Source organism: Amycolatopsis sp. lyj-112 (assembly GCF_046549055.1).
In the GTDB taxonomy this organism is placed as follows: domain Bacteria; phylum Actinomycetota; class Actinomycetes; order Mycobacteriales; family Pseudonocardiaceae; genus Amycolatopsis.
Map to the genome: position 1 here is coordinate 28,824 of NZ_JAJPWS010000015.1, position 13,061 is coordinate 41,884.

Below are 13,061 nucleotides of genomic sequence, written 5' to 3' on the forward strand. Positions count from 1 at the left end.
GTGATTTGGCGCGCTACGGGGAACCAGGTCGGTGTCATCGGTCGTTGAGCAGGACAACCAGACGACCCCGAGGAAAGGGACCCACCGTGGCTCTACTGCGGAAGTTGACCGCCCTGGCCGGCACCGCCGGGGCCGTGCGCGCCTACGTGCGGAAGAACCCTGAGAAGGTTTCGAAGGCGGTGAACAAGGCCGCGACCTTCGTCGACCACAAGACGAAGGGCAAGTACCACAACCAGATCGGCGGCGCCGTGCGCAAGGTCGACGGGATGACCGGGAAGCCCCGCCGCCCCCACGAGCACTGAAGCCGCTGATCAGGACTGTTCAGCGAGCGTCTCGAGGATCTGCTCGCCGTACTTGGCCAGCTTGTTCTCGCCGACGCCGCTGACGGTTCCCAGTTCCGCCAGCGTGGAAGGCCGCCGGGTGGCGATCTGGCGCAGGGTCGCGTCGTGGAAGATCACGTACGCGGGCACTCCCTGCTCCTTCGCCGCCGCGGCGCGCCACGAACGCAGCAGTTCGAACATCGGCGCCGCCTCCGCGGGCATGTCGGCGACAGCCGCCTTCTTCGCGCTGGACCGCGCCGCCGCCTTGGCCGCGCGCTCGGGCTCACGCCGTAGCTGGACCTTCCGCGCCCCGTTCAGCACCTCGGCGCTGGCCTCGGTGAGCACGAGCGACCCGTAGTCGCCCTCGACGGCGGCGAGCCCCTGCGCCAGCAGTTGCCGGACCACGGCCCGCCACTCGGGCTCCTTCAGTTCCGTGCCGATCCCGAAGACCTTCAGCGAGTCGTGGCGATGCTGGGTCACCTTCGGCGTCGACTTCCCGAGCAGGATGTCGACGATCTGCCCGGCGCCGAACTTCTGCCGCCGCTCGTTCTGCAGCCGGACGATGGTGGAGAGGAACTTCTGCGCCGGGATCGTGCCGTCCCAGGTCTCCGGCGGCGACAGGCAGGTGTCGCAGTTGCCGCACGGCGCACTCGGCTGCCCGAAGTAGCTCAGGACCTGCACGCGACGGCATGACACCGTCTCGCACAGCGCCAGCATCGCGTTGAGGTGGGCACTCAGCTGCCGCTTGTGGGCCTCGGAGCCCTCCGACGTGTCGATCATCTTGCGCTGCTGGACGACGTCCTGCAGCCCATAGGCCAGCCACGCCGTCGACGGCAGCCCGTCGCGGCCCGCGCGGCCGGTCTCCTGGTAGTAGCCCTCGACGGACTTCGGCAGGTCCAGATGCGCGACGAACCGCACGTCCGGTTTGTCGATGCCCATGCCGAACGCGATGGTGGCGACGACGGTCAGCCCGTCCTCGCGCAGGAACCGCGACTGGTGTTTCGCCCGCGTCCGCGCGTCCAGCCCCGCGTGGTAGGGCACCGCCGGGATCCCGTTCTCCACCAGGAAGTCCGCGGTCTTCTCGACCGAGTTCCTCGACAGGCAGTAGACGATGCCCGCGTCGCCCTTGTGCTCGGTGCGCAGCAGTTCGAGCAACTGGCGCTGCGGCGAGTTCTTCCCGACGATCCGGTACTGGATGTTCGGACGGTCGAAACTCGCGACGAAGTGCCGCGCGTCCTCGAGATTCAGCCGGGACGCGATCTCGGCGTGCGTCGTCTCGGTGGCCGTCGCGGTGAGCGCGATCCGCGGCACGTCCGGCCAGCGCTCGTGCACCGCGGACAGCATGAGGTAGTCGGGTCGGAAGTCGTGGCCCCACTGGGAGACACAGTGCGCCTCGTCGATCGCGAACAGCGAGATCTTGCCGCGGTCCAGCAGCCGCACGGTCGATTCGACCGACAGCCGTTCCGGCGCCAGGTACAGCAGGTCCAGGTCGCCGGCGAGGAACGCGGCCTCGATCCGGTTGCGCTCGGCGTAGTCCTGCGTCGAGTTGAGGTACCCCGCCCGCACGCCGACGTTGCGCAGCGCGTCGACCTGGTCCTGCATCAACGCGATCAGCGGCGAGATGACCACGCCGACACCGGGCCGCACCAGCGCGGGGATCTGGTAGCACAGCGATTTGCCGCCACCGGTGGGCATGAGGACGAGCGCGTCACCGCCGGAGATGACGTGTTCGACGATCGCGTGCTGTTCGCCGCGGAAACTGTCGTAGCCGAAAACGCGGTTCAGCGTTTCGAGGGCTTCCGAGGTACCGATGTCGGGGGCTGCCACCCGGCCGATTCTAGGGGCGGGGTCCGACAGCTATTTTTCGGCGGCCTCTTCCTCGGCGACCCGGCGGCGTTCGCGGCGGCCGCGAGCGATCTCGGTGGCAAGGGCGTCGAGCGGGCCCGTCCAGAACCGCCGGTACTGCTCCAGCCAGCCATCGATCTCCTTGAGCGGCCCGGGATCCACCGAGTAGAGGCGGCGCGCACCTTCGGCGCGGACGGTGGTGAAGCCGTTCTCGCGCAGTACGCGCAGATGCTGGGAGACCGCGGGCTGCGAGATCCCGAACTCCGCGCGGACCACGGTGGTCACGTCGCCGGAGCTCTGTTCCCCGCCCGCCAGCAGCTCCAGGATCCGGCGGCGTACCGGATCCCCCAGGACGTCGAACGCGTGCATCCGGCAACTATCAAGGCCTGGGCTTATATAAGTCAAGGTTGCCAGGCCCGGCTCACCGGGTGGTGGCATCGTTTCCGGTGAGCGGCTCGCGGGTAGTCCGCACCGGAAGGCAACCGTCGGAAGGGCGTGCGATGAAACTGGCCGAAGTGGTGGTCGACGGGTTCGACCGCATCCGTGAGGTCGTGCACGAGGCAGTCGAAGGCCTGAGTCCCGAACAGCTGGCCGCGAGCCCGGCGCCGGAGGCGAACACGATCGCCTGGCTGGTCTGGCATCTGACCAGGGTCCAGGACGACCACATCGCCGGCCTCAGGGACACCGAGCAGATCTGGACCGCGCAGGGCTGGCTCGACCGGTTCGAACTGCCCTTCCCGGCGTCGGACATCGGGTACGGGCACCGGCCCGAGGACGTCGTCGCCGTCCGGGTCGATTCAGCCGATCTGCTGACCGGGTACCACGACGCGGTGCACGAGGCGACCACGGCGTGGGCCGCCGGTCTCGACGAGGCCGCTCTCGACCGTATCGTCGACGAGGCCTGGGATCCGCCGGTCACCCTCGGCGTACGCCTGGTCAGCGTGCTTTCCGACGATCTTCAGCACGCCGGGCAGGCGGCCTACGTGCGAGGTCTCGTACTCCGGGCTACGTAGGCCGAGTGCCGCTCCACGCCGGACGACGGGAGCGCCGCCCGCGGAAACACTGGTCGCATGAGTACTTCCCCAGTGCGGCGACCTCCGAAGACGCTCACCCCGAGGTGGCGGAAACTCGTGCTCGTCGTCCATATCGTGTCGTCCCTCGGCTGGCTCGGGATCACCCTGGTGAACGCGGTCCTGACCTTCACCTCCGTGTTCACCGACGATCCCCGGCGCCAGCACGCGGCCATCCTGATGATGGACCAGATCGGCGGGTACCTGCTGCTGCCGGTCAGCCTGCTCGCCCTGGTCAGCGGGCTGGTGCTCAGTGTCGGCACGAAATGGGGGCTGGTGCGCTACAAATGGGTCGCGATCAAACTCGTGCTGACCCTGATCGCGACCGGGCTGACGTGGTTCATCCTGCTGCCGGGGATCCGGGAACTGGCCGCGGCCGTCGAGTCCACTGTGGACGGCGTCTTCGTGGAGGCGGGCCGGAGCGCGGACGGGTTCTATCCGATCGTCGTTTCGACGTCGATGTACCTGACGATGACGGTGCTGTCGGTGTACAAACCGGGCGGTAAGACCCGGTACGGACGCCGGGTGACGGCCACCCGGGTCCGTGAGCGCACGCCCTAGGACTCAGTACTGCTCGAGGTCTTCGTCGACGCGCTCCGCTTCGCCGCGCAGATCGTCGAGGGTGGCTTGGGCGGCGATGGTCTCACCGTTCGCCGCCTCCTCTTCGAGTTCGGCGTCGGCGAGCCTCCGGCGGAGATCGTTCGCCTTCTCCGTGGCCTTCTCGGCTTTGCGTTCGGCGCGGGAGACGTCGATTTCCGCCTGCTTGCAGGCCTTCGCCAGGTCGGCCGCCTCGCGCCGGAGCCGGTTGAACTCCGCCAACCGCTCCTGCTCGCGCTCGGCCTCTTCGCGGGCCTTGGCGAACCGCTCCTGGTCGGCGTCCTCCGCGGCCTTCTTCTTCGCCTTCCGCCGATCGTCCAAATGCGACACGGTGGCGGCCTTTTCCTGCTCGACAGCGGGTTTCCGCTTCGGCAGCGGCGGCGTGAACCCGCTCGTGAGCCACTGGTCGCCCGCGCTGTCCGCGCCGGTGCTGAGCCGCCCGGCCAGCGCGAGCGCAGCCACCTCCGGATCGGCCGCGACGGCCTCGAGGGTCGCCTCGACTTCGCGGGCGATGGACTCGCTCGTCGAACGTTCGGCCTGCAGCACCTGGTTCACCAGTTCCTGGCGCCGCTTGGTGAGTTTGCGCAGTTCCGGGCCTGCCAGCGCGGAGTGGGCCTTGCGCAGGTCTTCGCCCAGCCGGGCCAGTTCCTCCAGTTCGGGGGAACCGGCCCGCCGGTTGATGATCGTGGCCGCGAGGGTGGGTTTCCGGAGCGCGCGGATACGTTCGGCCAGCGCGGCGTCACCGGACGCCTTGGCCTCTTTCGCCCGCTGGTTGCGCAGCGAGACGAACTCCGCCGGATCGCCGGCATAGAGCTCGTCCGCGACGTCGTCGAAGTCCATCGTCCTCCACCGGCCGAAGGTCAGTGATCGTCCAGCGTCGGGATCATGTGGCCACGCCGTCGTTTCGCCTCGAGATACGCCTCGGCCGCCTCACTCACCGGGACGATCGAAGCCACTCGCTTGACCACGATCCCACGAAGTTCCAGGGCCTTCATCTTTTCGGGGTTGTTGGTCAGCAGTTTGAGGCGGGTCAGGCCGAGGCCTTCGAGCAGGTCGGCGGCGGAGGCGTAGTCACGAGAGTCGTCGGGCAGATGCAGGGCCCGGTAGCTGGCGAAGGTGTCCGCCTGGTTCTCCTGGCTGTAGACGTATCCGCGGGCCTTGGCCAAAAGCCCGGCGCCGCGGCCCTCCTGATCGAGATAGACGATCACCCCGGCGCCTTCTTCGAGGATCAGTTCCTTGGCCTGGCGCAACTGGTCGTGACAGTCGCAGTCCACCGACCCGAGGACCTCGGAATAGACGCAGCGCGAATGGATCCGGACCAGGCAGTCGTCGGCCGGTTCGCCGTAGATGGCGGCGACCGGGGGATTGCCGGTGCTCAGCGCGTCGTCCAGGACCCGGACACGGAACCCGGTCCCGCCGATCCGGCTGAGCGAGTGTTCGACGAAAAGTTGCTCGGTCATGGTCTGTGCTCCGGAGTGACTTCCAGAACGCGGTCGACCTGCTGGGCCTTCGGCATCGACTCGGCGACACCGCCGAAGGACTGCGCGGCGGTCATCGCCGCGGTCGCCCATTCGAGGTCGGAGTGGTCGATCTTGCGGTTCTTCAGCAGCAGACGGTGGATCAGCGCGGCACTGAACGCCTCTCGGGCCCCGGGCGTGTCACGCAAAGCCGTCGGGAAGCGGGCGATATCCGCTTGGAGGTGCTCCGAGCGCAGCATGCAGCCGAATTCTTCGGTGATGCACACCCCGTGGACGCCGAGCACGAGCAGGCTCGACGCCAGCGCCTCCATCGTGATCTCGTCGGTGGCTCCCGCCAGCAGTTCCCGCAGCTCCCACTGCGTACCGATCAGATAGTCGATGTTGGCGAAATGCTCATAGAGGAACTGTGGGCTGGCGATCGGCGGGGAAGGCCGGACCACGACCAGCGGCCGGTTCTTCAAGGTGCTCACCACGCGCAGCATCTCGCGGGTCGCGGCCATGGGCTGTTCGAAGGTGATGACGATCGCGTCCGACGCTTCGAGCACGTTTCGCAGCGAATGGGTGTGGAAGTCGGCCGGGTCGAGCCGGATCTCGCCTTCGTTCATCCACGGCAGCAGGACCGCGCCGCCGTTGCGGGTCATGAACACCCCGACCACCGGCGTCTTGGCGTTCGGGACCACCTTGACCAGGTTCAGCCGGAGTCCCTGGGAGGCCATGTAGTCCAGCAGCGTCTGGCCGGGCAGATCGTCGCCGACCGCGGTGACCATGTGCACGTCCATGCCCAGCCGGGCGTTGGCCACCGCGTGGTTGAGCCCTTTCCCGCCGGGGTGGGTCTCGAAGGAGATGAGCGGGGTCGACGATCCCGGGGACGGGATGTGGTCGACGACGTAGATGTGGTCGACCACGGCGGAGCCGATCACGCTCACCGTCGCCGCGCGGGTCGCCGCGTCCTTCGCCGTACCGGGTTCGGGGTCGGCGACGTCGAGAACGGAACTGCTGACGCAGAGTTCGGCCAGCTTGGTGATGGCGGTGCTTTCCAAGGCGGACCGGAGGGCCCGGACGGTCAGCGGCCGCTCCGGAACCTTCACGCCGAGTAACCGGTGGATCGGTTCCCAGAGCTCCACGAGACGCTCGCGGCGTTCACCGACGTCGGCCGCGTACAGGGTCTCGATCTCGGGTTCGTCGGGGAACCGTTCGGCGAGGAGCCCGAGGGAGAGCGCCATGTCGACGATCACGAGTTCCTCGGTCGGCAGCTGGCCGGCGATCCGCCGGACGGCCTCGAGCGCGGCTTCCGGCTCGGAGTGGTTCGTGGTGCTCACGATCTGCCGGACCACGGGGAGATCCAGGATCGGCCGGACACCCACCTCGGTGGAGCGCAACCTCTCGGCGCTCAGTCCGGTACGCGTCCGCAGTCTCACCAGAGCACTGCGGACACCGTCCACGCCGGGAACCGGACCACTCATCGGAATAGATTACTCCGTTCGCATCGGCAGTTGCCATCGCGCTGGGTCTTTCGTGTGGCTATTGCCGCACGTTACTCCAGGTAATTCTTGGCGGGAGCATACCTCCGCGCCCTCGTGGCCCGGTCACGACTCCCTGCAGGGGTCATTCACTCATTCGAACCAGTGTGACCTCGGGATTGGGTGGGTATATCCCAAGTTCATCACTGCCAACTGCCGTTGCAGTGTGGCAATTGACGTGAACTGGCGGCAACTGCCACACTTGGCTTGCCTTCAAGTCGGGGAGGTCACCATGAAGCGTTCGCAAGCCGCACCACCGATCCTCTTTCTGGCCGTCGCGGTGCTGGTCAGCGCCTGTGGTGCGCACGCCGGAGCGGCGGGAGGCGACGGCGAGCGGATCGTCGTCCTCGCTTCCGCCAGCACCAACGAGCCCCGTCCTTCACTGCCTCCGGGGATCGAAAGCCGCCTCGCGGAGGCCGCTCACAGCGAGAACGCCACCGACGGGAAGAACGGCAAGGGCAGCCTCGCGATCGTGACCTCGGCCGACGGGGTGACCGCGCGGACCCTCCCGCTGACGCCGCGCCGGGCCAACGGAGCCGTCGAGCACGGGTTGCAGCGTGAAAACCTCATCGACGCCAACGTCCAACGGGTCTCCGACGCGGTCGGCGGACTGGCCGCCATCCGCCCGGGAGTCGACCTGCTGTCGGGTATCGATAACGCTGTCCGCGGCGTCGGTCCCGGGACCCTCGTCGTGCTGAGCAGCGGGCTCTCGACAGCGGGCGGGCTCGACCTGCGGCGCGCGGGATGGCAGGTCGAACCGGCGGCGCTCGCCGCGGAACTGAAGACACGCGGCCTGCTGCCCGAGCTCGACGGCTGGCGGGTCGTGCTGAGCGGGATCGGCGCCACCGCGGGCACGCAGCCGCCGCTCTCGCTGCCGACCAGGGAACGGCTCGTCGCGTACTGGCGGGAGATCTGCCGCGCGGCCGGCGCCGCCGAATGCCTCTTCGACGAGGCCAGGCTCGACCCGCGGCCGCCGAACGGGAACGTTGCCACCCCCGACGTCCCGGTGCCGGGGATCGTCTCGGTCAGCGGACCGGACGGGACCACCAAGACGACCTTGACCAACGACGTCCTCGGGTTCGCCGGGGACTCCGCCGCGCTTTCCCCCGCGGCACAGGGTGTCCTGGCGGAGCTGGCCCTGAGGATCGCGGCAAGACCCGCGGCGAGGGTCGTCGTCCGCGGCTTCACGGCGGACCCGCCCGGCTCGACCGGACAGGGCAGGGCGGACCTGTCGGCGGCGAGGGCCGGTGCGGTGGCCGGTGCGCTCAAGGCGGCCGGAGTGGCCGTCCCGATCGAATCGAGTGGAGGAGGGACCGCGCCAGGGATGACGGCGATGTCCGGCGGCGTCTTCGACGAGGGCGTCGCCGTGAAGATGCGCCGGGTGGACATCACGTACTGAAACGAGGGAGGAAGGTCATGGACGGCTTGGATCGGATCACGCCCCGTCTGCCCCTGCAGCGGACGGTGACGGAGGAGTACCACGACGACTATCACCGGGCCGCCGCCGGGACGCGAGGCAGGCTGGGCGCGCGGATCGCGGAACTGAAGCTCGCCGCGGACCGCGTGCCGCGCACCCCGGTGATCGGTCCTCGCGGGCAGTTCATGACCGTGCACGAGGCCAAACACCGCGCGGAGATGCTGACGGAGCGGATCGACACCGACGAACTGCGCGGCAGCCTGCGGCACTACCGCGTGTCGCGGTCGGCGAAGGTGCTCACCCTCCTCGGGCTGGTGGTGATCGACTTCCCGGTGATGCTGTGGCTGGCCGGCTCGGTGTTCAACGTCGACTGGACGAACCCGCTCGGGCTGCAACTGGTGATCAGCGTCGTGATCTCGGTGCTGGCCACCGGCGGCGCGGCGGCGGCGCTGTACCACCTCGGGCACGACCAGCGGGAGAACAAGGACGACCGGCGACGGCTCACCTGGCGCACGTTGTCCCGCGGCTCGAAACTGAGCATGCTGGCCGCGGTGATCCTGGTGGGGCTGATCGCGGCGGTGATGTTCGTCCGGGTCTACACCGAAGGCGAACTGAGCGGACTGACCAGCCTCGCCTTCCTGCTGGCGGTGCTGGTCGCCTTCGTGATGCTCATTTCGGCCGCGCTGGTGTTCTGGACGGCCTTCCGTGACGGCTCGCTCGAACAGGAAGATCTGCGGGTCTACAGCGCGATCATCCTGCGCTACGAATCGCTGCACCGGGAGCACGAGGTCCGCATCGGTGAGCTGACGTCGCAACTGCAGCGCCTCGAAGGAGAGCACCCGGGTTTCCGTGCCACAGCGGATATCTAGCCGCTGCCGGAGTAAGTCGTGCTCGCGGTCTTCGCGCCCAGGTGGTCCCTGACGGCACGGGCGGGATCACCCGAGTACGACCCGGTACGAGGGTGACCCGCCCGCACCGTCAGGAACCACCTGGATCACGAAGCCCATCGAGCAGACTTACTCCGGCAGCGCCTAGCCCGCCCTGGGGCCGCCGTAGCGCATCTGGCCGCTCGGCGGCACCCGCCGGACCGGTGAACCCGGGACTACCCGGGGCCGTCCGGCCCAAGGCAAGATCGGCACTTTGGAGGTGGCGCACCCCCGTTCCGGGAACAACGATGAGCACCTAGGGATCTCGGCCGCGAGTCCCAGGGGATCATCAACCACTGGAGGGCCGATGTCCGTCTCCGAACGCGTTCCCGTTTCCCCGCAAGCGAATTATCTCGGTTCGGGGCCGTATCCCGAACACAAGTGGCGGGTGGTCGTCTGGTCCGTCATCGCCGGGTTCGCCCTGACGGTGATCTGGTCCGCGCCCTTTGTGGACAGTGTCATCGGCGACAGCGTGGCCAATACCCTGTTGGGCCACAACGCCAAGGAGACGCCGATCGACGGCGTGCTCGCCGGGACGTTCTTCGCGTTCGTCTCGGGCCTCGCCGGGACGTTCACCGCGTGCAACATCGCCGCTTTCGGCGCCGTCGCTCCACTGGTCGGTGGCGAGACCGCGGGACGGCCGAAGTTCGTCAACACCCTGAAGCCGCTGGCGTGGATCTCGGCGGGCATGCTGACCGTTTCCTTGGTGTACGGCGTGATCGTCGCGCTCGTCGGCACACGGATGCCGCAGTTCTCGACCGCGGCCAGCGGCGGCGGGCTTTCGCCGCGGAGCATCCAGTCGATGATCGTCTACGGCGTGATCGGCATCGTGTTCATCGTGCTGGGGCTGGCTTCCGTCGGTCTGATCCCCAATCCGATCGCCGGCCTGGCCCGCCGTTTCCCGCCGGCCCCGCTGGTGCTGATGGGCGTGCTCATCGGCGGTTTCCTGATCGGCCGGCCGTTCCCGCTGTTCCGGATGATGTTCCGCAGCGCGGCCGAAAGCCACAACGTCTTCTACGGCGCGGCCGCGTTCGCGCTGCAGTCGGTCGGCAACATCCTGGTGATGGCCCTGCTGTTCCTCGTCCTCACGAACGGGACGGGCGGCAGACTGCAGCGGTGGATGCTCGCCAAACCGGCCAGGATCGCCGTGGTGACCGGTGCCGCGCTCCTGGTCGCGGGCACTTTCACGCTGCTGTACTGGGATCTGCGGGTGCTCGGGCGGACCGGGATCATCTGGTACCCGACCATCAAGTGGTGAAGATCCGCGCCAAGACCTGCTCGACCGAACTCTGAAGGTGCCTCGCCGCGTCGTCCTGACCGGCGAGGTATCTCAGCAGGCCTTGCTGGAACAGCCCATCGAAGAGCGCGTACGCCGTCGACGAGGCCATGTCCGGTGGTTTGCCGAGCAGTTCCGCGTACCGGCACACGATCCGCCAGATCATCAGTTCCAGTGTCTCGTCGATGGCGAGGACGTCGGCCCGGAACGCCTTCTCGAACAGGCTCTGGTTGCGCAGGTCGTACCAGAGCCGGTGCAGCCGCGCGTCTTCGCTCAAGGTGGTCGCCATCGCGGCGCCGAAAGCCAGCCGCAGTTCTTCGGCGGTCTCCGCGGTTTCGACTATCCGGTCGTACCGGGTGACGCATTCGGTCTTGTACTGCTTGACGCAGTAGGTGATCAGCTCGACCTTGTTCCGGAAGTAGTAGTGCAGCACCCCGTGGGAGAACTCGGAGTTCTGCGCGATCTCCCGCAGGCTCGTGCGGGCATAGCCCAGCTCGGACAACGTCACCAGCGCCGACATCGCCAGTTGCGCGCGCCGCTGGTCGAATCTGTCCACCGCCACGTCGGTCACCGTCGCCGTTCCCGTCGCCTCGGGTGCCCGCCCGGCACCGGCACGTCGTCGGATTCTAGCCCCAGGAAGGGTTTTCGAGCGCTGGACAGAATCTATTCGAGCCACTCGGTGATGAAGTGGTCGCTTTCGTGGATGTGGACGGCCTCGTAGATTTCCGGCCCGATCACGGCGAACTTGTGCGGAGTGTTCGCGGGCACGACCAGGACATCGCCCGCGCCGCCTTCGCGTTCGCCGTCACCGATGGTGAACCTGGCCCGGCCGCGGGTGATCACGAACGTTTCGCGGTACGGGTGCTGATGCAGCCTCGGTCCGGAGCCGTCAACGTCGGTCCGTTCGCGGATGATCGAGATCCCGGAGCCGGTGTCGCGGCCTTCGAAGGTTTCCAGGGCTTCGGCGGTCATGGCGCCACCCTAACCCCGGCAGCGGGCGTCGTGGGGCTATTGGCCACGGTCGACCACGAACGCCGTCAAGCCGGCCAGCAGTGCCCTCGCCGGGCACTCGGGGAGGCTGAGCGCGAGGTCCAGGGCTTTGGCCGCGTAGCTGTGAGCCTCGGCGAGAGCGCGTTCGGTACCGGGTGCGGCTCGAAGGATCTCGAGTGCTTCGTCCAGCGACGCCGGATCGGAAACCGGGCCGTGGCCGATGATTTCGCGCAACCGCGCGGCGCCGGGTCCCGGATCGTCGAGCGCGTGGAGCATCGGCAGCGTGACGATGCCTTCCCGGAGATCGGTACCGGCCGATTTGCCCAGATCCGTGGTGGAGGCGGAGATGTCGAGGACGTCGTCGGAGATCTGGAACGCGACGCCGATCAGTTCCCCGTAGTGGCCCAATGTTTCGATGATCCGCTCATCCGCGCCCGAGACCTGCGCGCCGAGCCGGCCCGCCATGGCGATCAGCGACGCGGATTTGTCGGCCATCACCTGGATGTGGTGTTCGTAGGGCGCGTGTTTCCCGCAGTCTTCGAACGGCCCGGTGGTTTCGAGGAACTGGCCCCGGACGAGCCTGCTGAACGTCTTCGCCTGCAGCCGCAACGCGTAGTCACCGAGTTCGGCTCCGACCCGCGCCGCGCACGCGAGGACGTAGTCGCCGATCAGGATGGCCTTCTTGTTGCCCCACAAGGAATTCGCGCTCGCCACACCGTGCCGTATCGGGGCCTCGTCCATGACGTCGTCGTGATACAGCGTCGCGACATGGACGAGCTCGACGATCACGGCGGCCGAAACCGCCGCGTCCGAGCGAGTGCCGAACGCTGCTCCGGTCAGGGCCATCAGCGGTCTGAGCCGTTTCCCGCCCGCCCGCACGAGGTGGGTGGCGGCCTCGGTGAGTTCCGGGTAGCCGGGGTTGTGCAGCACCTCCTGGAGTCTGTCTTCGACCTCGGCGAGGCCGGTGCGGAGTTCGGCGGCGAACGCCGCGTGCCGTTCGTCGGCCGGGTCCAGCCCGAGTTCCGTGACGATCGTGGTCGTGTTCACGACCTCCAGCATCCGAGCAGCGGCCCGGGTTCCGCATGGGGCCGGAGGGGGAGATCGCTCCCTCCCAGGAGGGAAACCGGGGGATGGCTCAGAAGGGCGGCTCCGGGACGCCGGCGGCCACCGGCGTTCGCTCCCACGTGCTGTCCGACGGGGCGCCGTTCGCACTTCGGCCCGCCTTGTTCACCTTGGCCGTGGCATACCGGAGCGAGGGACCGATCTCGTCGACGTCCAGTTCCACCACCGTGCGTTTCTCGCCTTCCTTGGTCTCGTACGACCGCTGTTTGAGCCTGCCCTGCACGATCACCCTCGTACCCCGGGTGAGTGACTCGGTCAGGTTCTCCGCCGCCTGCTTCCACAGTGAGCAGCGCAGGAACAGCGGGTCGCCGTCGCGCCATTCCCCGCTTTCCCGGTCCAATACACGCGGCGTCGACGCGACCGTGAAGTTCGCGACCGCGGCCCCCGACGGGGTGAACCTCAGCTCCGGATCGGTCGTCAGGTTGCCGATCACCGTGAGCACCGTTTCGCCGGCCATGGGACTTCCTCCTCATTCCTGCGCGCGGGCCCCGTCCGGGCCC

15 protein-coding genes are annotated in these 13,061 nt (G+C 68.1%); 6 read left to right on the plus strand and 9 right to left on the minus strand.

Translation table 11 applies throughout. The annotated features are described in order from the left end of the window. The first annotated feature begins 86 nt into the window (after window positions 1–86). The gene (locus ACLJRL_RS34280; protein WP_410660509.1) at window positions 87–302 is read left to right on the plus strand and encodes an antitoxin; all 216 of its coding nucleotides are present in this window, start codon (window positions 87–89) and stop codon (window positions 300–302) included. A 9-nt stretch (window positions 303–311) separates the two neighbouring features. Here ACLJRL_RS34280 and recQ read toward each other — a convergent pair whose 3' ends face one another. Together recQ and ACLJRL_RS34290 are read right to left on the minus strand one after the other, a co-directional pair. Beyond that, the gene (recQ, locus tag ACLJRL_RS34285; RefSeq protein ID WP_410660510.1) at window positions 312–2,147 is read right to left on the minus strand and encodes a DNA helicase RecQ; all 1,836 of its coding nucleotides are present in this window, start codon (window positions 2,145–2,147) and stop codon (window positions 312–314) included. A 30-nt stretch (window positions 2,148–2,177) separates the two neighbouring features. Continuing rightward, window positions 2,178–2,534, minus strand: coding sequence for an ArsR/SmtB family transcription factor (locus ACLJRL_RS34290; protein WP_410660511.1), 357 nt, complete (start codon window positions 2,532–2,534; stop codon window positions 2,178–2,180). A gap of 131 nt (window positions 2,535–2,665) precedes the next feature. On the opposite strand from ACLJRL_RS34290, the gene ACLJRL_RS34295 reads away from it, so the two are divergent. Then, entirely contained in the window at window positions 2,666–3,178 is a 513-nt protein-coding gene (locus tag ACLJRL_RS34295; protein ID WP_410660512.1) for a mycothiol transferase, read from the plus strand. A 57-nt stretch (window positions 3,179–3,235) separates the two neighbouring features. Next, window positions 3,236–3,796 (plus strand): hypothetical protein, encoded by a 561-nt coding sequence (locus tag ACLJRL_RS34300; RefSeq protein WP_410660513.1) that lies wholly within the window; start codon window positions 3,236–3,238, stop codon window positions 3,794–3,796. 3 nt (window positions 3,797–3,799) lie between these two features. Here ACLJRL_RS34300 and ACLJRL_RS34305 read toward each other — a convergent pair whose 3' ends face one another. The 3 genes from ACLJRL_RS34305 to ACLJRL_RS34315 are packed head-to-tail and all read right to left on the minus strand — an operon-like array spanning window position 3,800 to window position 6,773. Continuing rightward, window positions 3,800–4,672: a hypothetical protein gene (locus tag ACLJRL_RS34305; RefSeq protein ID WP_410660514.1), complete on the minus strand. Its 873-nt coding sequence runs from the start codon at window positions 4,670–4,672 to the stop codon at window positions 3,800–3,802. 20 nt (window positions 4,673–4,692) lie between these two features. Next, window positions 4,693–5,292: a GTP cyclohydrolase II gene (locus ACLJRL_RS34310; protein ID WP_410660515.1), complete on the minus strand. Its 600-nt coding sequence runs from the start codon at window positions 5,290–5,292 to the stop codon at window positions 4,693–4,695. After that, window positions 5,289–6,773, minus strand: coding sequence for a PfkB family carbohydrate kinase (locus ACLJRL_RS34315; RefSeq protein WP_410660516.1), 1,485 nt, complete (start codon window positions 6,771–6,773; stop codon window positions 5,289–5,291). The genes ACLJRL_RS34310 and ACLJRL_RS34315 overlap by 4 nt, the downstream gene beginning before the upstream one ends. 289 nt (window positions 6,774–7,062) lie before the next feature. Between ACLJRL_RS34315 and ACLJRL_RS34320 the strand changes: the two genes are divergently transcribed. The 3 genes from ACLJRL_RS34320 to ACLJRL_RS34330 all read left to right on the plus strand — a co-directional run bounded on the left by ACLJRL_RS34320 (window position 7,063) and on the right by ACLJRL_RS34330 (window position 10,431). Next, the gene (locus ACLJRL_RS34320; RefSeq protein WP_410660517.1) at window positions 7,063–8,229 is read left to right on the plus strand and encodes an OmpA family protein; all 1,167 of its coding nucleotides are present in this window, start codon (window positions 7,063–7,065) and stop codon (window positions 8,227–8,229) included. Window positions 8,230–8,246: 17 nt separating this feature from the next. Next, on the plus strand, window positions 8,247–9,116 hold the full coding sequence (locus ACLJRL_RS34325) for a hypothetical protein (RefSeq protein WP_410660518.1): 870 nt from the start codon (window positions 8,247–8,249) through the stop codon (window positions 9,114–9,116). A 364-nt stretch (window positions 9,117–9,480) separates the two neighbouring features. After that, window positions 9,481–10,431 carry a hypothetical protein gene (locus ACLJRL_RS34330; RefSeq protein ID WP_410660519.1) on the plus strand — a complete coding sequence of 317 codons (951 nt, stop codon included), beginning with the start codon at window positions 9,481–9,483 and terminating at the stop codon, window positions 10,429–10,431. On the opposite strand, the gene ACLJRL_RS34335 is transcribed toward ACLJRL_RS34330, so the two are convergent. The 4 genes from ACLJRL_RS34335 to ACLJRL_RS34350 all read right to left on the minus strand — a co-directional run bounded on the left by ACLJRL_RS34335 (window position 10,421) and on the right by ACLJRL_RS34350 (window position 13,018). Further along, complete coding sequence (locus tag ACLJRL_RS34335) at window positions 10,421–11,020, minus strand: TetR/AcrR family transcriptional regulator (protein WP_410660520.1); 600 nt, start codon at window positions 11,018–11,020, stop codon at window positions 10,421–10,423. The genes ACLJRL_RS34330 and ACLJRL_RS34335 overlap by 11 nt on opposite strands. Before the next feature lie 92 nt (window positions 11,021–11,112). After that, complete coding sequence (locus ACLJRL_RS34340) at window positions 11,113–11,421, minus strand: cupin domain-containing protein (protein WP_410660521.1); 309 nt, start codon at window positions 11,419–11,421, stop codon at window positions 11,113–11,115. A 36-nt stretch (window positions 11,422–11,457) separates the two neighbouring features. Further along, on the minus strand, window positions 11,458–12,486 hold the full coding sequence (locus ACLJRL_RS34345; protein ID WP_410660522.1) for a polyprenyl synthetase family protein: 1,029 nt from the start codon (window positions 12,484–12,486) through the stop codon (window positions 11,458–11,460). An 88-nt stretch (window positions 12,487–12,574) separates the two neighbouring features. After that, window positions 12,575–13,018: a single-stranded DNA-binding protein gene (locus ACLJRL_RS34350; protein ID WP_410660523.1), complete on the minus strand. Its 444-nt coding sequence runs from the start codon at window positions 13,016–13,018 to the stop codon at window positions 12,575–12,577. Between the last annotated feature and the right edge of the window lie 43 nt (window positions 13,019–13,061).

Excerpts from the sequence above, each read along its gene's own strand:
- ACLJRL_RS34330 (WP_410660519.1), top strand. The coding sequence starts at position 9,481 with ATGTCCGTCTCCGAACGCGTTCCCGTTTCCCCGCAAGCGAATTATCTC.
- ACLJRL_RS34350 (WP_410660523.1), bottom strand. The coding sequence starts at position 13,018 with ATGGCCGGCGAAACGGTGCTCACGGTGATCGGCAACCTGACGACCGAT.
- ACLJRL_RS34290 (WP_410660511.1), bottom strand. The coding sequence starts at position 2,534 with ATGCACGCGTTCGACGTCCTGGGGGATCCGGTACGCCGCCGGATCCTG.
- ACLJRL_RS34310 (WP_410660515.1), bottom strand. The coding sequence starts at position 5,292 with ATGACCGAGCAACTTTTCGTCGAACACTCGCTCAGCCGGATCGGCGGG.
- ACLJRL_RS34295 (WP_410660512.1), top strand. The coding sequence starts at position 2,666 with ATGAAACTGGCCGAAGTGGTGGTCGACGGGTTCGACCGCATCCGTGAG.
- ACLJRL_RS34305 (WP_410660514.1), bottom strand. The coding sequence starts at position 4,672 with ATGGACTTCGACGACGTCGCGGACGAGCTCTATGCCGGCGATCCGGCG.
- ACLJRL_RS34315 (WP_410660516.1), bottom strand. The coding sequence starts at position 6,773 with ATGAGTGGTCCGGTTCCCGGCGTGGACGGTGTCCGCAGTGCTCTGGTG.
- ACLJRL_RS34300 (WP_410660513.1), top strand. The coding sequence starts at position 3,236 with ATGAGTACTTCCCCAGTGCGGCGACCTCCGAAGACGCTCACCCCGAGG.
- ACLJRL_RS34325 (WP_410660518.1), top strand. The coding sequence starts at position 8,247 with ATGGACGGCTTGGATCGGATCACGCCCCGTCTGCCCCTGCAGCGGACG.
- ACLJRL_RS34340 (WP_410660521.1), bottom strand. The coding sequence starts at position 11,421 with ATGACCGCCGAAGCCCTGGAAACCTTCGAAGGCCGCGACACCGGCTCC.
- ACLJRL_RS34320 (WP_410660517.1), top strand. The coding sequence starts at position 7,063 with ATGAAGCGTTCGCAAGCCGCACCACCGATCCTCTTTCTGGCCGTCGCG.